19 protein-coding genes are annotated in these 18,830 nt (G+C 54.0%); 14 read left to right on the top strand and 5 right to left on the bottom strand.

Features of this window, described 5'->3' with window-relative positions; all coding sequences use genetic code 11:
- The first annotated feature begins 53 nt into the window (after positions 1-53).
- Positions 54-1,631, top strand: a complete 1,578-nt coding sequence (gene purH / locus ABIE64_RS05760; RefSeq protein ID WP_063092569.1) for a bifunctional phosphoribosylaminoimidazolecarboxamide formyltransferase/IMP cyclohydrolase — start codon at positions 54-56, stop codon at positions 1,629-1,631.
- A gap of 85 nt (positions 1,632-1,716) precedes the next feature.
- Here purH and ABIE64_RS05755 read toward each other — a convergent pair whose 3' ends face one another.
- Genes ABIE64_RS05755 through hemC form a run of 4 tightly spaced genes read right to left on the bottom strand, consistent with a single transcriptional unit; the run spans position 1,717 to position 6,441 of the window.
- Positions 1,717-3,150, bottom strand: a complete 1,434-nt coding sequence (locus ABIE64_RS05755) for a heme biosynthesis protein HemY (protein ID WP_063092439.1) — start codon at positions 3,148-3,150, stop codon at positions 1,717-1,719.
- Positions 3,147-4,670 (bottom strand): COG4223 family protein, encoded by a 1,524-nt coding sequence (locus tag ABIE64_RS05750; protein ID WP_063092440.1) that lies wholly within the window; start codon positions 4,668-4,670, stop codon positions 3,147-3,149. The genes ABIE64_RS05755 and ABIE64_RS05750 overlap by 4 nt, the downstream gene beginning before the upstream one ends.
- A 54-nt stretch (positions 4,671-4,724) precedes the next feature.
- On the bottom strand, positions 4,725-5,447 hold the full coding sequence (locus ABIE64_RS05745) for a uroporphyrinogen-III synthase (protein ID WP_063092441.1): 723 nt from the start codon (positions 5,445-5,447) through the stop codon (positions 4,725-4,727).
- Positions 5,448-5,487: 40 nt separating this feature from the next.
- Complete coding sequence (gene hemC, locus ABIE64_RS05740) at positions 5,488-6,441, bottom strand: hydroxymethylbilane synthase (RefSeq protein ID WP_063092442.1); 954 nt, start codon at positions 6,439-6,441, stop codon at positions 5,488-5,490.
- A gap of 263 nt (positions 6,442-6,704) precedes the next feature.
- On the opposite strand from hemC, the gene tsaD reads away from it, so the two are divergent.
- The 5 genes from tsaD to ABIE64_RS05715 all read left to right on the top strand — a co-directional run bounded on the left by tsaD (position 6,705) and on the right by ABIE64_RS05715 (position 9,969).
- Positions 6,705-7,763: a tRNA (adenosine(37)-N6)-threonylcarbamoyltransferase complex transferase subunit TsaD gene (gene tsaD / locus ABIE64_RS05735; protein WP_007088689.1), complete on the top strand. Its 1,059-nt coding sequence runs from the start codon at positions 6,705-6,707 to the stop codon at positions 7,761-7,763.
- A gap of 54 nt (positions 7,764-7,817) precedes the next feature.
- Positions 7,818-8,825, top strand: coding sequence for an NAD(P)H-dependent glycerol-3-phosphate dehydrogenase (locus tag ABIE64_RS05730; RefSeq protein WP_063092443.1), 1,008 nt, complete (start codon positions 7,818-7,820; stop codon positions 8,823-8,825).
- A gap of 101 nt (positions 8,826-8,926) precedes the next feature.
- Positions 8,927-9,205 (top strand): YciI family protein, encoded by a 279-nt coding sequence (locus tag ABIE64_RS05725; RefSeq protein WP_063092444.1) that lies wholly within the window; start codon positions 8,927-8,929, stop codon positions 9,203-9,205.
- 3 nt (positions 9,206-9,208) lie between these two features.
- A complete protein-coding gene (locus tag ABIE64_RS05720) occupies positions 9,209-9,622 on the top strand; it encodes an EVE domain-containing protein (RefSeq protein WP_063092445.1) in 414 nt (137 codons plus the stop codon).
- On the top strand, positions 9,619-9,969 hold the full coding sequence (locus ABIE64_RS05715) for a Rieske (2Fe-2S) protein (protein WP_063092446.1): 351 nt from the start codon (positions 9,619-9,621) through the stop codon (positions 9,967-9,969). The genes ABIE64_RS05720 and ABIE64_RS05715 overlap by 4 nt, the downstream gene beginning before the upstream one ends.
- A 23-nt stretch (positions 9,970-9,992) precedes the next feature.
- Here the strand turns inward: ABIE64_RS05715 and ABIE64_RS05710 are convergent, their stop codons facing one another.
- Complete coding sequence (locus ABIE64_RS05710) at positions 9,993-10,655, bottom strand: alpha/beta hydrolase (protein WP_063092447.1); 663 nt, start codon at positions 10,653-10,655, stop codon at positions 9,993-9,995.
- A 174-nt stretch (positions 10,656-10,829) separates the two neighbouring features.
- Between ABIE64_RS05710 and ABIE64_RS05705 the strand changes: the two genes are divergently transcribed.
- From ABIE64_RS05705 to pheT, 8 genes are all read left to right on the top strand, one after another.
- Positions 10,830-12,062, top strand: a complete 1,233-nt coding sequence (locus ABIE64_RS05705; protein ID WP_114094720.1) for a glycosyltransferase family 4 protein — start codon at positions 10,830-10,832, stop codon at positions 12,060-12,062.
- Complete coding sequence (locus tag ABIE64_RS05700) at positions 12,059-13,075, top strand: glycosyltransferase family 9 protein (protein ID WP_007088696.1); 1,017 nt, start codon at positions 12,059-12,061, stop codon at positions 13,073-13,075. Before ABIE64_RS05705 ends, ABIE64_RS05700 begins: the two co-directional genes overlap by 4 nt.
- Positions 13,076-13,323: 248 nt before the next feature.
- Complete coding sequence (gene infC, locus ABIE64_RS05695; protein ID WP_007088697.1) at positions 13,324-13,839, top strand: translation initiation factor IF-3; 516 nt, start codon at positions 13,324-13,326, stop codon at positions 13,837-13,839.
- Between the two features lie 38 nt (positions 13,840-13,877).
- The gene (locus ABIE64_RS05690) at positions 13,878-14,282 is read left to right on the top strand and encodes a response regulator (RefSeq protein WP_007088698.1); all 405 of its coding nucleotides are present in this window, start codon (positions 13,878-13,880) and stop codon (positions 14,280-14,282) included.
- A gap of 349 nt (positions 14,283-14,631) precedes the next feature.
- Complete coding sequence (rpmI, locus tag ABIE64_RS05685) at positions 14,632-14,829, top strand: 50S ribosomal protein L35 (protein ID WP_007088699.1); 198 nt, start codon at positions 14,632-14,634, stop codon at positions 14,827-14,829.
- Between the two features lie 16 nt (positions 14,830-14,845).
- Positions 14,846-15,202, top strand: a complete 357-nt coding sequence (rplT, locus tag ABIE64_RS05680; protein ID WP_007088700.1) for a 50S ribosomal protein L20 — start codon at positions 14,846-14,848, stop codon at positions 15,200-15,202.
- Positions 15,203-15,319: 117 nt separating this feature from the next.
- Positions 15,320-16,390, top strand: coding sequence for a phenylalanine--tRNA ligase subunit alpha (pheS, locus tag ABIE64_RS05675; protein ID WP_063092449.1), 1,071 nt, complete (start codon positions 15,320-15,322; stop codon positions 16,388-16,390).
- 4 nt (positions 16,391-16,394) lie between these two features.
- The gene (pheT, locus tag ABIE64_RS05670; RefSeq protein WP_063092450.1) at positions 16,395-18,803 is read left to right on the top strand and encodes a phenylalanine--tRNA ligase subunit beta; all 2,409 of its coding nucleotides are present in this window, start codon (positions 16,395-16,397) and stop codon (positions 18,801-18,803) included.
- Positions 18,804-18,830 lie beyond the last annotated feature (27 nt).

Genomic DNA, 18,830 nt, shown 5'->3' with positions numbered 1-18,830 from the left:
TCATCAATGGGTCCGGTGCCTTCATCACTGACGATCTTTTGAAAGCGAACCCGATGACTGCTCGTATTGCGCGCGCGCTGATCTCTGTTTCCGACAAGACCGGTCTGGTCGAATTTGCCAAATCCCTTCATGAACAGGGTGTTGAAATCCTGTCTACCGGTGGTTCTGCCAAGGCCATCGAAGCGGCCGGTATCCCTGTGAAGGAAGTTGCCGATCATACTGGTTTTCCCGAAATCATGGACGGTCGCGTCAAGACTCTTCATCCGAAGATTCACGGCGGCCTTTTGGGCCGCCGTTCTCTTTCCAGCCACATGAAGGCGATGGAAGATAACGATATTTCGCCGATCGATCTGGTGTGTGTGAACCTTTATCCGTTCGAAGAAACCGTTGCCAAGGGTGCCGATTTCGATACCTGCATCGAAAATATCGATATCGGCGGACCGAGCATGATCCGTTCGGCGGCAAAGAACCACGAATCGGTTACGGTTGTTGTCGATCCGTCTGATTACGACCGCGTTGTTGCCGAAATGAAAGACAATGCAGGTGCCACGACGGCTGAGACCCGACGCGTTCTGGCCGCCAAGGCATTTGCCCGTACGGGCGCTTATGACTCGGCTATTTCAAGCTGGTTTGCCGGTGAGCTTGGTGAAACCTTCCCGCAGCGCCTGAATGTTTCTGCCGAACTGAAACAGACCCTGCGTTACGGTGAAAACCCCCATCAGCAGGCAGCGTTCTATACCAATGGCAAGAACCGTCCGGGCGTTGCCACCGCAACCCAGCTTCAGGGTAAGGAACTGTCATTCAATAACCTGAATGATACGGATGCAGCGTTCGAACTGGTGTCCGAGTTTGATGAAAAACCGGCTGTTGCCATCATCAAGCACGCCAATCCGTGTGGCGTTGCCGAGGGGGCAACTCTGATTGAAGCCTATCACAAGGCACTTTCTTGTGACCCGGTTTCGGCCTTTGGTGGCATCATCGCGGTTAACCGTACCCTTGATAAGGCCACTGCCGAAGAAATTGCCAAGCTGTTTGCCGAAGTCGTGATCTGCCCGGATGCCGATGACGCGGCGAAGGAAGTTCTGGCAGCGAAGAAGAACCTGCGTCTTCTGGTGACCGGTGGCATGGCGGATCCGGAAGGTGAAGACATGACGCTTCGGTCGTTGGCTGGTGGATATCTTCTTCAGAACCGCGATGCCGGTCGCGTCAAGCGTGACGCGCTTAAAGTCGTCACCAAGCGCAAGCCGACCGAAGCCGAACTTGATGATCTGCTGTTTGCCTTCCGTGTTGGCAAACATGTCAAATCAAACGCGATTGTTTATGTCAAAGACGGTAAAACGGTTGGTGTGGGTGCCGGCCAGATGAGCCGTGTTGACAGTTCACGGATTGCCGCATGGAAAGCCGAAGAAGCCGGTAAAAATGCGGGTGAAGGCGAATTGCGCACCAAGGGATCGGTCGTGTCGTCTGATGCCTTCTTCCCGTTTGCAGACGGATTGCTGGCCGCAGTCAATGCCGGTGCCACAGCGGTTATTCAGCCGGGCGGTTCAATGCGTGACGAAGAAGTCATTGCGGCTGCCGATGAACACGGTATTGCCATGGTGTTTACCGGTATGCGTCACTTCCGTCATTAATCTTTGGTTTGAACCTTAAGCAAACAGGCCGCAGACATTTTATGTCCGCGGCCTGTTTTTTGTGTTCAGTGGATGGATATCAGGGTCAAACAGCCGTTGCTGGATGTTCCCCTTTTGCGCTGCTGTTCACAGTTTTATCAATCGGATCGGAGTTTTCGATCATTGCCCCATCCCGCTTTATGGCGGCGGGCTGTTTTGGCGTTGCCGGATCGGATGCGGGCTGATCATTATGAACGCGCATCGGTGCGCGCCAGTCAATGCTGCCAAAGGAATGACAGGACGGGCAGGTTACCGCCCATTTATCTGTTTCCGTACCACATGCGCCGCACCGCCAGCCGGGGTCGGGATTGGCGTGACTTGCCTTTACCAGCAGCTCACGTGCTTTTGCGGCATCTTTCTTTTCACGGAATTCCAGATCAGCCAGAAGACGGTAGTGACGTGACTGCGCCTTTTGGGCGATGGCCTTTTCCAGGTTGCTGCGTGCCATGCCCCACAAATCGGCAGAAAGTGCGGCTTCGGCAAGCAAAAGCTGGCTTTCTACATGTTCCGGATTGGCGGCAATCAGCTTTTCGACAGCTTTGACTTTTGCCAAGGCGTCTTCGGAAAGACTGTCCAGATAGATTTGACCCAAGGCCGCGGATGGTGATGTCTGCCAGCTTTGCTGGGCAACGTCGCGCGCTTTCGCAGGCTGATCAATGTCGGCATAAAGCCTAGCCAGAAGAACGGCCGCGCCGGTAAAGTCCGGGCGCGCGTTCAAAGCTTTGCGCAAAAGTTTGATGGCTTCGGCATTTTCACCATCCGTTATTGCGTCTTCGGCTTTGGCTGTAATCAGAAGTGCACGGCGACGTGTCAGTTCATCTTCGTTAAAGATATCTGCCTTTTGGGCATCCACCAGCAGGGTCAGGGCCCGGTCCCAGCGTTTTGCACCCAGTAACAAATCAAATAACGTTACAAGCACGGACGGATTGCGCGGACGCAGGCGGTGGGCCCGTTCCGCATAATCGAGTGCCTCCGACCGGTTATCGGACTTCAGCGATAACTGCAGTAAACCGCGCAACCCGAAAAATGCTGAATCAGGCTTTTCAAGCATTGCTTCAAATTGACGTTTGGCAGCCTCGTTGTTTCCGTCAAGTTCGGCGGCTTGGGCTGTTAACAGGCGGGTCAGGGTATCGTCTTCAAGATACCGGTCGACCGCACGGGTATGCTTCAATGCTTGTCGAACATCACCAGATGCAAGTTCCAGCAATCCCATGGTAAGGGCCTGCTGACCTTTTTTGCGACGGCGACTGCCCAGAATACGGCCAAGCCAATTGGGAGAATTGGCAATGGCGGACCAACAGCGCCAAAGGATGACCAGAACCCCGGTCAGAACAAGAAGGCCAAGGGCGACCATGCCAATAGAGCCATCAAACCTGTAGCCGAGCCAGACGATGGTCATTGTACCGGGATTATTGGCAAACCAGACCGTGCAGGTGACCAGAATTGCAGTTATCAGAATGAACAGGCCAAGACGGATCATTGGCTGTCCCCCGTATTTGCAGACCCATCACCGGTCAGAAGATTGATCGCATGTGCACTGAGCGTTGCGATGGCACCGTTCAACACCTGACGGCTTTTGGCGTCTTCAAGCCACTCGTTGACGGCGGCCCTGGCATTGTCACCTTCGATACCATCAAGGGCGGCAATGGCACCATCAAGATCATCACTTTCAAGCGCTGTTTCTGCGGTCACCAAACGTCCATCGAGCGATTCTTCGCCGACAACATCAATACGCCGAACCGGGATCAGTTTTTTGATATTGGCCCAGGTCGCGTCAAGAACACTACCGGAATGGTCGTCACTTGATGCCTGTACGGCTTTCTGTGCCATTGCCGGAAATGACTGGCGCAGCTTTTCGATGGTGGGCGCGCCACGATCCGCAAGCGGTTTCAGGGCTGATATCTGTTCTGCAATGACGGGATCGTCCGAGCCGCTGCGTTCCAGCTGATTAAGCGCGATCATAAACGATCCGCCGCGCTGCACGGCATCGCGCAGGATCGTAACGGCCATGGCAATGGCCTGGCCACGGCTTTCAACCCGAAGACCGGCAGTTGCCCGCACTTCTTCTTCCATGGTTGACAGACGTGCTGACAGATCGCGCATTTCTGCTGCAACACCAGAAAGTTCGGCTTCGACCCGTGCCAGTTCTTCAATCGGTGCGGTGCGGGTTTCAATTTCTGCCATCCGGCGTGCAACTGTGGAGTTCAGCGAATCGCCGCGTTCACTGTCAAGGCGTTCACGCAAGGCGTTGATCGTACCTTCGAGACGTGACAGGCGTTCGGTCAATGCCGTATCGACGACGACTGTTTCATCACCTTCTGATGGTGCTTTTTCATTGCGGGCAAAAGCATTGTCTGTCGGCTCAGACAGGTTGTCTTCATTGCCGATCATTGCATCGTCACGTTCCGGCGCACCAGGCGTTATGCTTGATGAAGTTCCGGGTGCATCATTGGCAGATGTGGATGGTGTGGCACTATCGGTTGTCGGCTCGCTACCAGTTCCTGACGATTGGTTATCCGCCACTTCTGCCGGTGTGATCTCCGCCAGGATTTCAGCAGGCACATACTGGCTCAGGACGGGTTCCGCGTCACGCCACCAAAGGGTACGTGTCAGCCATCCGGTGACCAAAGCACCGGCAATAATGATCACAAACAACAGGATTGCGCGACCACCACGCTTTTTTTGCACGGTTTTGTCTGTCTTGTCAGTGGCTTGCTTGTCGGAAGCAGTCTTTTGGCTCATACCCGGTTTGATTTCAGGTTTTGCATCTGCCGTTTTGGAGCCGGACTTCTGGCTGTCTGACTTTGAGGTAGCGTTTGACGTGGATGAAGGTTTCGCACCTTCTGACCCACCCGACGTCGTTCCCGGCTTTTGATCAGCAGGTTCTTTGGCAACATTTGCATTGCCCTTGCTATCAATGGAAATGGTTTCGGACGAGCCGGATTTTGTCTCGGCTGGGTCTGTGGAAGCGTGGGTTTTTGGCGTTTCTGGTTTTTTCACGGTCGGACCATTGCAGTTTGCGGTTGTTCCGAGACACCACTTGGCGCGGAAAAGTCAGGCGAATGCGTTCTCTAGTGCCGAAAGAAGGTATTCCTGTGTCGGGTGTTTTGCCACTTCTGTCTTTAGCCATGTAAGGACGCTTAGGCGATCTTGCACTGCCGAACTCAGACAAATTGCACGTGTACCGACCAGATCTTTTTGCAGCTTGTGTCTTTCAATCAGCTTAACAAAGCTTTCCGCCGTACGGGGAGAGAAAAATAAAACTGCATCAATATGATGGGCAGAAATCGCGCTGACGACCTCATTTGGAAGACAATCGGACGGAACGGCATCATACATGGTTTGCCTTCGGATATCGAAGTTTCCGTCTCGCAAAAGTGATCCCAGATCTCCGGCGACCTTGCGGGCCGCAGGATGGAATAACGCCCCGTTTGTCGGATCAATCTGATCTTTGATCAGGCGTGCCAAATCGTGAATGTCACCGTTAGCACTTCGTATATCGGTGAAACCGGCCTGTTGTGCGGTGCGCGCAGTGGCATCACCTACGCACAAAGCCGGATAACGCCGGTCATCACATTGCCGGGTAAAGGCACGCACACCATTGGCAGAGGTAAATATCAATGCCTGCACATCAGCAAGATCAAGCTGATCCGGGTTTTGGGGAAACTCGATCCGCAACATCGGCGCCGAAAGCAGGCGATAACCACGTTGCAGAAGCGTGGTTTCGAGTTCCTGCGAATCGGCTTCCGGTCGGGTATTGAGGATCAATGGTCCCATATTCTCCCCGCTGATATTCCAGATCGCGCCATTAACCCGACTAGGCCGAGATAAAGTCTGACCCGCCACGCTCTTTGAGCTCGTTACCGGCATCGGTTCCGGCGGCTGCGGCATTTGCCAGGTCCGGATCATAAATCATTCGTTCAGTATCCAGTCGTTCGCTGCCATCCGGGCGCACAATGCTGACCCGTAAACGCATTCTGCCATCCGGGAGATATTCGGCAAGAGCAGCAATAGGGGTGCGACATGAACCGTCGAGCGCACGTAACGCCGCGCGTTCAGCCGCGACGCGGATGGCCGATGCCGGGCAGTTCAAAGCAGAAAGCCAGTTGTGCGTCTGGTTGTCAGTTTCGCGAATAGTAATACCGATTGCCCCTTGGGCAACAGCGGGGAGCATGTCGTCCTCGGAAATTGCAGCAGTTGCAACTTCTGGACGGTTTAGCCGGTTCAAACCTGCCATTGCCAGAAGCGTGGCATCCACCTGACCCTCTTCAAGCTTGCGAAGGCGGGTTTGGACATTGCCACGGAATGTCACAACCTTGAGATCGGGATATTTATTAAGGATCATTGCTTGGCGGCGTAACGATGCCGAGCCGATCACCGATCCCGCAGGCATTTCGGCAAAGCTTTTGTATTTCAGAGAAATAAACGCATCGCGCACGTCTTCGCGCGGCAAGATCGTTGGCAAAATCATGCCATCTGGCAGCACCGTCGGCACATCTTTCATACTGTGAACAGCAAGATCAATCTCGCCACCCATCAGGGCATCATCAATTTCCTTGGTGAATAACCCCTTGCCACCGATTTCCGACAATGCGCGATCAAGAATCTTGTCGCCCGTCGTTGTAATAACGGTAATGGCAATCGCGCCTTCGGCGGCGAGTTCGGGATGCGCTTTCGCAAGCTTGTCGCGGACTTCATGCGCCTGAGCCATCGCCAGGGGAGAGCCACGTGTGCCGATGCGGAGTTTTACGGTATCAGATGTGTTTGTCATGAGCCCGAGTTGTAGTCATAAAACCGATTGAAAACAAGGGCGGTAGCGTATGCCACCTTACCCAAACCGGATCGGATTATAATGATGAATGTCCCTGTTTCATTGACTTATGTGGTAGTGTTTTTTCTCTGACGCTTTTCCTGCATAGGGCAAATGCATTGCCTTGGGGTGGAAAACGGGTGCTGTTTAGGCTACATCACTGCCAGAATTTTCCCACACAGGATGCGTCAATCTGACGCGACTTATTGCCGGATTTGCAAGAAATGATCGTATTGGGTATCGAAACCAGTTGTGATGAAACGGCGGCAGCTGTCGTGAATGACAAGCGCGAGGTTATGTCCAACAGGGTGCTTTCGCAGCTTGACGATCATCGTCCTTATGGTGGTGTTGTTCCGGAAATTGCGGCACGCGCGCATCTTGAACATCTTGACCGTCTTGTCGCCGAAGCGATGGATGATGCGGGTGTTGATTTTGCCGATCTTGATGCCGTGGCCTGCACAGGTGGCCCCGGTCTGATTGGTGGCGTTATGGTGGGGGCCATGACCGCGAAGGCGATTGCCTTTGCAGCTCAGAAGCCGTTTCTGGCGGTCAATCACCTTGAAGGTCATGCGCTTACGGTGCGCCTTACGGATGATGTTGCATTTCCTTACCTGCTGTTGCTGGTTTCCGGCGGTCATTGCCAGGTCCTGATCGTTGAAGGTGTTGGCCAATACAAGCGGATCGGGACGACCATCGATGACGCGGTGGGTGAAGCATTCGACAAAACCGCGAAAATGATGGGGCTTGGTTACCCGGGGGGGCCTGCGCTTGAAAAAACGGCGGAGGCCGGGAACCCGGACAGGTTTGGTCTGCCCCGACCGTTACGCGGGCGTCCCGGGTGTGATTTTTCGTTTTCGGGTTTGAAGACTGCGGTCCGCATCTATCTCGACGGGTTTCCTGTCGAACAGCAAACTGCCGAAGTCAAAGCTGATCTGGCGGCTTCGTTCCAGCGGGCAGTGGGTGATACGCTCATTGATCGCACACGAAATGCAATTTTCGAATTCATGCGCGATTATCCGACGGGCAAGACTTTGGTGCTTGCCGGTGGGGTTGCGGCAAACAAATATTTGCGGACCCGTTTGACGGAACTGACCGATCAGGCTGGCATGACGCTTGTTGCGCCACCGTTGGAGCTTTGTACTGATAATGCCGCCATGATTGCCTGGGCAGGGTTGGAACGTTTTCGCCTCGGTCAGCATGACGAACTGGATTTCAAGCCGCGACCGCGCTGGCCGCTTGACCCAGAGGCACCAAAGCGTCCGGGTGCGGGAGTGAAGGCCTGAGTTTCTCCAAACGCCAAACTGTTCGAATATTTATCATCGGGGTCGAGAAGAACTATGTCGGATAAGCGCATAACGGTAGTCGGCGGCGGCGCATGGGGTACTGCGCTGGCTATTCAGGCTGTACGGGCTGGTGCTGATGTTGAGCTTGTACTGCGTGATAGTGCGCTGGCGGAACGCATCGACAATTCTGGTGAAAATGACCTTTATCTACCTGGGGTGAAGCTTCCGAAAGCATTAAGAGCGACAATTGCGATTGATGGATTGAGAGAGTCAGACGCGGTTCTTCTGGTTACACCGGCACAGCATCTTCGAAGCACTTTGATCAAGCTTGCCCCGCATTGGCCCGAAACGCTTCCTGCCGTTATTTGCGCCAAAGGGATCGAAAAAGGGACCGGTGCGCTTATGGCGCAGGTCGTGAACGAAACGCTTGGTGATGTTCCGGTTGCGGTTCTGTCTGGCCCGACATTTGCCCAGGAAGTTGCCAAAGGGCTGCCCGCGGCGATTACACTTGCCTGTTCAGACAGGAATTTGGGCAAGGATCTGGTGGAACTGATCGGGACGTCGGCATTTCGGCCCTATTTCAGTACCGATGTCGTGGGTGTTGAAGTTGCGGGGGCTATCAAAAACGTTCTGGCAATCGCAAGCGGCGTTGTCGCGGGGCTTGAGCTTGGCGATAATGCGCGCGCAGCCCTGATTACCCGTGGACTTGCCGAAATGTCGCGATTGGCGGTGGCGATGGGGGGGCGGATTGAAACCATGATGGGGCTGGCGGGACTTGGCGATCTGACGCTGACATGTACCGGCACGTTGTCGCGCAATTACACCTTCGGGTTTGCCCTTGGGCAGGGGCAGAAGGCTGATGCCATTTTGGCCGCACGACGTTCGGTGACCGAAGGTGTTCATACAGCCGCGTCAATTACAGCTGTTGCGTCGAAATACGGTATTGAAATGCCAATCTGCAGTGCTGTGGATCAGGTCGCCAACCATGATGCGGACCTGCGCAGCACGATCAATGCATTGTTGCAGCGCCCGTTTCGCGATGAGCTTGAAACCGGAAAATAATCTGGTCACATCCACGCTATCAGCTTTTGTTCGGCTTGAGCCTTTGAGCAGGTTCTGTCAATTTACCGGTATCAAAACCAATTTTGACAGGAAACGCTGCCATGCATTTTTACATTCGCTGTGTCGACAAACCGGGGCATCTTGCTGTGCGCAAAGCCAATCGTAATGCGCATCTTGCCTATATCAAGGACGGTTTTGCCGACAGGATCGTTGCAGCAGGCCCCACACTTGATCCCGATCTTGAGGGCATGAATGGCTCGGTCTTCATTATCGAATTTGACACCCAGGCCGAAGCCGAAGAATTTGCCGCCAACGATCCATACGGCAAGGCAGGTCTGTTTGAATCCGTGATTATCCGTCCCTTCAAAAAGGTATTCTGATCCATGGCATACTGGCTGATCAAAACCGAGCCGGGAAGCTGGTCGTGGGACGATCAGGTCAGGAAAGGTGTCGAGGGATGGGATGGGGTTCGCAACCATCAGGCGGCAAAAAACCTCAAGATCATGCAGATCGGTGATCTGGCTTTCTTTTATCATTCGGTGAATGAAAAACGGATTGTCGGCATTGTCGAGGTGGTCCGCGAAGCCTATCCCGATCCAACTGACGCCACCGGCAAATTTGTTCAGGTTGATTTCAAAACCGTCAAACCGGTGCCAAATCCGGTGACACTGGCCGATATCAAAGCTGATCCGCGATTTGCCGAATTGCCGTTGCTCAGACAATCCCGTTTGTCGGTCATGCCGATAGATGATGCATCCTGGACAGCGATTTGCGAGATGGGTGGTGTTTCGGCATGACAGTTGATCTGCCGCCCTCCGGAACAGTGTTATGTGCGCTTTCTGATCTGGATGCGACCGGGGCCAAAGGCATATCGCTTGACGGAAATTCTGGCCGGGCCGGGATTTTCATCGTGCGGGACGACGCAGGGGTTTTCGGTTACGTCAACAGTTGCCCCCATATTGGTGTGCCGCTTGAACTTGAGTCCGATGAATTCATCAGTGATATTCACAACGAAATCATCTGCTCGACGCATGGCGCACGTTTCAGGATCGAAGATGGCCTATGCGTATCGGGTCCTTGTGACGGCGATATGCTGGAACCCGTTGCCGTAAAGATTGAGAACGAGAAAGTCGTTCTGGCCTGAAATTCTGCGTCATGGTGACGGTCTTAGGCGACCGTCACCTTTTCGATAAGCTCATCAAGATGTTTGGTGATGACATCAAGCTGATCCGGTTCGGACAGGCGATGATCACCGGTTTTGATCAGATCTATGCGGACATCCTTGGAAACCAGTGCTTCCGTCAGACGAATGGCGGTCTGCCACGGGACATCCGGATCCTGCATGCCTTGGATAAGGCGAACCGGGCATTCAAGTTTGATCGGATTTCGCAAAAGTAGCTGATTTCTGCCATCCTCTATCAGAGCCTGCGTAATCGTATAGGGATCGTCGCCATACTCGGTCGGCTCGATCAGGGCTCCGTTCTTGGTGATTTCAGATTTCTGGGCATCACTGAATTGCGCCCACATAAGGTCTTCGGTGAAGTCGGGGGCCGCCGCAATGCCAACAAGTCCGGCGATGCGTTCTTTCCGGGCCAGTGCCGCCAACAGCATGATCCAGCCCCCCATTGATGATCCGACCAGAATAAGCGGACCTGAGGTGATTTCGTCAATAATGGCAATGGCATCGCGGGCCCACTGTCCAATCGTCCCGTCTTTGAATGCGCCTGCCGATTGTCCGTGACCCGAATAGTCAAAGCGGGTATAAGCCAGCCCCTGCTGTACGCAATGGGCCTCGAGATGGGTGGCCTTGGTGCCGGTCATATCGGACATGAAGCCCCCCAGAAACAGAACACCAGGCTTTTGTCGGCCTTGTACTTCTGTCAGCTTGCCGGGAGTCGCATGGTATGCGATTTTTAATCCGTCAGGCCGCTCGAGATACTGAGGCGTCGGCATGTCATTTGTCATCCGGGAAGGGTATCCTTGGGTGTTAGTGGTTGGAATTGCATGAGCGCGTCAGAGATCAAGACCCAGTCAGTTTATCGTCCGGAACAGCAGGTGCAAGGTTCGGCTTATCGTCCGGCCGTAATTCTGCAAGTTCTGCCGGAACTTGATACCGGTGGTGTGGAGCGCGGTACGGTTGATATTGCGCGTGCCATTGTTGATGGTGGTGGTGTTGCGCTGGTCGCTTCTCAGGGCGGTCGGCTTGAGCGGGAGCTGGACCGGTTTGGTGCCCGTCATATTACCCTGCCACTGAAGTCAAAAAATCTGTTTACCATGCGCCGCAATGTTGATGCGCTGGTTGATCTTATCCGTGCAGAGGGCGTTGATATTATTCATGCGCGTTCGCGCGCGCCGGCCTGGAGTGCCTATTTTGCTGCGCGCAAGGCGGGGATTCCGTTTGTTACGACATTCCATGGCACTTATTCCGGTCATAACAACCTGTTCAAAAAGCGTTATAACGCGATCATGACAATGGGTGATCAGGTCATCGCCATTTCCAATCATATCGCGGACCATATTCGCAAATTTTATAAAATGGATCCTGCGCGCCTGAATATCGTGCCGCGCGGTACCAATACCGATTTGTTCAATCCGGAAAATGTCAGTCAGGAACGCCTGATTGCATTGTCAAACCAGTGGCGTTTGACCGGTGAAGAATATGTCATCATGTTGCCGGGACGGATCACGCGCTGGAAAGGGCATTGTTTCCTGATCAAGGCTTTACCGGCAGTGTTTGAAGCACTTGGCCATCGGAACGTGCGTTGTCTGATGGTCGGTTCCGATCAGGGACGCACGGCTTATCGCGATGAAGTGCTGGCTTTGACCAGGAAGCTTGGCCTCGAAGATATTGTGCATATCGTTGATCATTGTGCCGATATGCCAGCGGCCTACATGCTGGCGGATGTGGTTGCGTGTCCGTCAATCGAGCCCGAAGCCTTCGGCCGAATTCCATCCGAAGCGCAGGCAATGGGGCGCCCGGTTGTTTCGACGGCCCATGGCGGTGCCATGGAGACGGTCTTGCCCGGTGAAACCGGATGGCTTGTTACGCCGAATGAAGTTGAGCAATTGTCTGTGGCATTGACACAAGTGTTGCGGTTGACCCCGGAAAAGCGTGCCGCTTTGGCGCAAAAGGGGCGAAAGCACGTTATCGAAAACTATTCCCTGACCCAAATGGCGGAAAAAACTCTGGCGGTTTATGAAAAGGCGCTGAAAGGCGCGATCAGGAACGCTGCATGACAGAAACGATGACTTCGGACATGTCGCAAGATGCTGAAATTGTCGCGGGTGTGATGCCGGATGCCAGGCAGGAACGCATTCTTGTCATCAAGCTGTCTGCCTTGGGGGACATTATTCTTGCCATGGGGGCATTTGCCGCGATTCGATCCGCGCATCCGCGTGCTCATATCACGGTTCTGACAACACGGCTTTATGTCGACCTGATAAAATCAACGGGTTATTTTGACGCCATTGCAATAGACCGGCGGCCAAAGCTTTATCAGGTGCGTGAGGTTCTTGCGCTGCGCCGCTTCCTGCGAAATGGCAACTTTGATCGGGTCTATGATCTGCAAACTTCGGATCGCAGCGGGTTTTACTATCGGCTGTTTTGGCCGGGGAAAGCACCGGAGTGGTCCGGAATTGCCAAGGGCTGCTCGCATCCGCATGACAACCCGGATCGTGACAGTCTGCATACCATTGACCGTTTGGCGGATCAGCTGCATCGCTCCGGGATCGAAAATGTGCCACCGCCGTTTATTGCCGGATCGGATATTGATCTGGAACGTTTTGGGGTTCGAAGTCCTTTTGTTCTTATTTGTCCTGGCGGTGCCCCGCATCGTCCTGACAAGCGGTGGCCTGCCGAGCGGTTCGGTTTGCTGGCAAAAAAGATTGCCGACTATCGTCTGACGCCGGTGCTGATCGGAACTGATAAGGAAGCCGAGGTTCTTGGCAAAATCGATAGTATGTGCCCCAAGGCGCGAAACCTGATGGGACGTACAGGGTTTCTTGATATTGCGGGACTTGCGGCACGCTCTGTTTTGGCGATTGGCAATGATACGGGGCCAATGCACATTGCAGCAGCGGCCGGGGCGCCGTCTATTGTGCTGTTTTCGCGGGACTCCGACCCCAAAAAAAGTGCGCCGCGCGGGACAACGGACAACGCCGTCAGCATCGTGCGAGAGAATGACCTGAGGGAATTGACGGTTAACCGGGTGATGGATGAGGTTCGTCATCGCCTTGATCTTGTCGATTAATATCGCCGTTTCTGCCATGTCGGTCGTGCGTCATTGAATGCGAAGGACTTCAAGGCTTTGAATACCGTTGCCCAAGGCTAAAATCATTGCTTTCTGATGACGGCCCGATATGCTAGGCAAAGGTCCGTTTTGCAGTACGCATGACCGGATGTGCTTTCCGGCGACTTATTGCATCACCAGCGACTTGTTTCTGTGCTTTTTTGTTTGATTACCAAAGGAGATTATCCATAGCACGACCACGTAAACCGATGCAGCCGACCAAGGAAGGTCCGCGCGTCAATGAGGATATCAAAGCCCGTGCCATCTGTGTCGTTGACGCTGAAGGCAATATGTCTGATCCAATGACGGTTCGTGAAGGCATTGAAATGGCGATGGAAGCTGGACTCGACCTTGTCGAAGTCGCTCCGAATGCCGAGCCTCCCGTCTGTAAGCTGATCGACTACGGCAAGTTCAAATACGAACAAAGCAAGAAACAGAACGAAGCCAAAAAGAAACAGAAGGTTATTGAAGTCAAGGAAATCAAGCTCCGTCCGAACATTGATATCCATGACTACAATGTGAAGCTACGTGCAGCGCAGAAGTTTCTTGGCGGTGGAGATAAGGTGAAAGTCACTTTGCGTTTCCGTGGACGTGAAATGGCTCACCAGGACCTTGGTCTTGGCATGCTGCAGCGTTTTTCGGGGGATCTTGAAGATCTTGCCAAAACCGAACAGATGCCGAAGATGGAAGGCCGCATAATGATTATGGTGCTGGCGCCGCGTTAACCCGCGGCGTTTTGCCTTTCCAAGCAAGAGGGAATGCCATGGCAGCCGGGAATGATCTTCTGATCGTCGGGGTCGATGACGACCCTAAAAGTCTCGTGCTTCTGAAACGAATCGTCGAAAGTGGCGGATACAGTTTTGTTGGCGTTTCCTCTGGCAAGGAACTTCTGGAAGTCCTGAAGACAAAAAAGCCGCGCATCATTCTGATGGATATCATGATGCCCGGCATGAATGGCTTTGAAACTTCGCTTCGGGTTCGCACGGGTTTCCCTGATCGTGCCTGTGCAATCATCTATGTCACGGCCCGTCAGGGCGAAGAAGATTTGCGTGGCGGTGTTGCCGCGGGTGGAAATGACTTCGTCTTAAAGCCGATCAATCGCGAAAAACTGCTGAGCCGAATCGAGAAGTGGATCGGTCGGGTTCACACAATTAAAACAGCAGTTTAACATATTTCTGCCGGGCTGACATCGATCTGTCGCCAGGTATGAGTGCATCCTGATCGTCCGACTTTTTCCCTGACTTTCACAATACGATTTCGGATCACGCAGATATGCGAGGATCTCTGCCAACGGTGTGTTGTTGTGACCGTTTCAGTCTGATCTTTTACGCGATGTGGTGAAGCGGGGAAAATCGCGGGTAACAGGGGCGAAAAGGTCCTTGAAAAAGGAAGGGGTGGAGTCTATAACCACCCGTCCCCAAAACAGGTGGTGAGGCTGGAAAGATCATTGATCTTTCAGGGCATGCCCAGCCGCCGTGGGGAATTTCGTGTTTCATTGCTTATGCAAGGATAGAAAAATGCCCAAGATGAAGACCAAAGCGAGCGCTAAAAAACGCTTTAGCCTGACCGCAAAGGGTAAAGTTCGTCGCAATGTCGCTAACAAGCGTCACCTGTTGACTGCGAAACCCACCAAGATGAAGCGCCAGGCACGTGGCACGGAGATTCTCTGTGACGCAGATGCCCGCATCGTCAAAAAATTCCTGCCGTACGGTTAAGGCTAAGGAGAGTTAAATGGCTCGTGTAAAAGGGGGCGTGTCTTCTCACGCCCGTCACCGCAAGGTTATCAAGGCTGCCAAAGGTTATCGTGGTCGCCGCAAGAATGCTTACCGCACTGCTGTGCAGGCCGTTGAAAAAGGTCTGCAATATGCATATCGCGACCGTCGCGTTAAGAAACGCCAGTTCCGCAGCTTGTGGATTCAGCGTATCAACGCCGGTGCTCGTGAAAACGGTCTGAGCTACTCGCAGTTCATGAACGGCCTCAAGAAGGCTGGCGTTGAACTGGACCGCAAAGTGCTTGCCGACATCGCCGTGCGCGAACCCGATGCTTTCAAAGCTCTGGTTACCCAGGCGCAGGCTGCACTCGGCTAATAAACCTTTTGCAAAAAGGTTTAATCGGCACTTGCCTGATTTGATCGGGGGCGGCCATATTGGCCGTCCCCTTTCTTTTGTTTATCCCAATTCACTTTAAGCAAAGCATCGGAAGTTATGGAAAACATCGAAGCATTGCGCGAAGAGGTTCTGGCCGAAATCGAAAAAGCAGCCGACTTGCAGGCTCTTGAAGATGTTCGTATCAGTGCTCTTGGCAAAAAGGGCCGCATTACCGGCCTGATGAAAAACCTTGGCCAGATGGATCCGGATCAGCGCCGTGAATTCGGTCAAACGCTGAACACGGTCAAGGATCAGGTTGCCGAGGCGATCGAGACCCGCAAATCCGGCCTGGAAGACGCGGCCTTGAATGCACGCCTGGTTGGCGAACGGATCGATGTAACCCTGCCTTCGCGCATGGACGAGACTGCAGGCCGGATTCATCCGATCAGCCAGACGATGGACGAAATCATCTCGATCTTTGGCGAGATGGGCTTTGCGCTTGCCGAAGGTCCGGATGTCGAAGACGATTTCCATAACTTTACCGCCCTGAACATCCCGCCGGAACACCCGGCGCGCGAGATGCAGGACACCTTCTATCTGCCCGAGCAGGAAGACGGGTCGCGCCTTGTGCTGCGCACCCATACCTCGCCGGTGCAGATCAGAACCATGCAGAGCAAAACCCCGCCAATCCGGATCATCGCGCCGGGGCGGACATATCGTTCCGATAGCGATATGACCCATACGCCGATGTTCCATCAGGTCGAAGGACTGGTGATCGACAAGAAAACCCATATGGGCCATCTGAAAGGGTGCCTGCTGGAGTTTGTTAAAACCTATTTTGAGCTGGACGAAGTTCCGGTTCGCTACCGTCCGAGCTTCTTCCCCTTTACCGAGCCGAGTGCCGAAATGGACATTGGCTGTTCGCGCAAGGGCGGGGAGCTCAAGATTGGTGAAGGCGACGACTGGCTGGAGATTCTGGGCTGCGGCATGGTTCATCCGCGCGTTCTGGCGGCTTGTGGGCTTGATCCGAATGAATATCAGGGCTTTGCCTTTGGCATGGGGATCGAACGTATCGCGATGCTGAAATACGGCATTCCCGATCTTCGCACCTTCTTCGATACCGATCTGCGCTGGCTGAAACATTACGGTTTCGTGCCGCTGGATGTACCGAACATGGTGAGAGGCTAAGATCATGAAATTCACACTCGATTGGCTGAAGCAGCACCTCGATACCGATGCGTCGATTGATGTTATCGCCGAAAAACTGACCGATGTCGGGCTTGAAATCGAAAGCGTCACCGACCGAGCCGCAGCGCTTCGGGATATCCGTGTCGCCTATATCGAAGAAGCGGGTCAGCACCCGGATGCCGACCGCCTGAAACTGTGCCGGGTGAATACCGGTGATAAAATCATTCAGGTCGTTTGCGGTGCACCGAACGCCCGAACCGGGATCAAGGTTGCACTGGCACAGCCGGGCGCGATCATCCCGATTGACGGTTCGAAACTGAAACCGGGTAAAATCCGGGGCGTCGAAAGCCAGGGCATGATGTGTTCGACCCGCGAACTTTGCCTGGGTGAAGATCACGACGGCATCATCGAACTGCCGGAAGATGCCGAAATCGGCGCACAGGTTGCAACGGTTCTTGGTGCGGACGATCCGATCATTGAAATCGGCCTGACCCCGAACCGTCCCGATTGTACCGGTGTGCGCGGGATCGCACGTGATCTTGCCGCTGCCGGTCTTGGGGCGCTAAAGGCAGATCCACGTCAGGAAGCGGTTGCCGGATCGTTCGATAGCCCGGTGGGTGTCACGATTTCAGCAGATATTGCAAAAAATGCCGCAGCCCCGGCATTTTATGGTCGCTACATTCGCGGTGTTAAAAACGGCGAAAGCCCGGCATGGCTGAAAGCCCGTCTTGAAGCCATCGGTTTGCGTCCGATTTCGGCTCTTGTCGATATCACAAACCTTGTGACCCATGACCTTGCCCGTCCATTGCATGTATTTGATGCCGATAAACTGTCGGGTGACATCAATGTGCGCTATGCGATCAATGGCGAAAAGCTTGCGGCACTTGATAACAGGGAATACGAGCTGTCCGAGAGCATGGTCGTGATTGCCGATCAGGCAAAGGCACTTGGCATCGGTGGTATTATCGGCGGTGAAGAAACCGGTTGTGTCGAAGACACGGTCAATGTGTTTGTCGAATGTGCCCTGTTCGATCCGATCAGTGTTGCAAAAACCGGTCGCAAACTGCAGATCAATTCCGATGCCCGTTACCGGTTCGAGCGCGGCGTTGATCCGCAATCAATTGTCTGGGGCATGGAAGTTGCCACCCGTCTGATCACGGAACTTTGTGGTGGCGAAGTTTCGCACGTGGTCAAGGCCGGTGACGTTCCTGCGCCCAGGAACAGCTTTGATCTTCGCATTGATCGCATCCGGGAACTGGGGGGTGTCGACGTTGACGCCGATCAGGCGATTGCAATTCTGAAGTCGCTTGGCTTCGAAGTTACCGGAAATGCGCCCGTTATTACGGCTGTTGCACCAACATGGCGTCCGGATATCGTTGGCGAAGCCGATCTGGTCGAGGAAGTGCTGCGCATTGTCGGATACGATAAAATACCGACGGTGCCGCTGGAACGTGAAACCAGCCTGCCGGTTCCGGCCCTTAGCCCGTTCCAGAAGCGGGTCGGTCTGACCCGTCGGACACTGGCTTCGCGCGGCATGTTTGAAACCGTCACGTGGTCGTTCACGGACTCGCGTTGGGCAAAACTGTTTGCGGATTTGAAACCGGGGCTGTTCCTTGCCAATCCGATCAGTTCCGATCTTGATGTGATGCGGCCCAATGTGCTGATCAACCTGATTGCCGCAGTCGGTCGCAATCAGTCGCGCGGCTTTGCTGATCTGGCACTGTTTGAAGCTGGTCCGGAATTCTTTGGCGATCAGCCGGGGGATCAGCGTCTGGTTGCGGCCGGTTTGCGGTCGGGATCGACTACTCCGCGCAGCTGGACAGGGTCCCGTCGCGATATTGACCTGTTTGATGTCAAGGCGGATGCCGAGGCATTGCTGGAAGCCCTTGGTACTGCCGCAGCCAACGTGCAGGTGAATGCTGATGGTGCCCCGTCGTGGTATCACCCGGGCCGATCAGCCGCCTTGCAGCTGGGGCCGAAAAACATCCTTGGCTATTTCGGTGAACTGCACCCGAAAGTATTGAAAGCTTTGGGTGTCAAAGGGCGCGTCGTTGCGTTCGAGCTGTTCGTTGAAAACGTTCCGATGCCAAAGAAAAAAGGCCCCGGCCGCCCGTTACTGAATGCATCAAGCTTCCAGTCGGTCGAACGTGATTTTGCCTTCCTTCTGGATGCGGATGTTCAGTCCGAAGCCATTGTCAAGGCAGCACGGAATGTGGACCGTAACCTGATTTCGGATGTCACGATCTTCGATCTTTATGCCGGCAAAGGTATCGAGGATGGCAAGAAATCAATTGCTTTCTCGATCACCTTGCAGCCGACCAAGGCAACCCTGACCGAAGAAGAAATCGACGGGGTTTGTAAAAAGGTTGTCGCTGCTGTCGAAAAGGCAACAGGCGGTTCTTTGCGCGCCTAGGGTTTTCCCCGACAAGCATAATAAAAA

The sequence above is a fragment of the Thalassospira sp. MBR-102 genome, assembly GCF_040549275.1.
Taxonomy (GTDB): domain Bacteria; phylum Pseudomonadota; class Alphaproteobacteria; order Rhodospirillales; family Thalassospiraceae; genus Thalassospira; species Thalassospira xiamenensis.
This window is presented reverse-complemented; position numbering and strand designations above follow the sequence as displayed.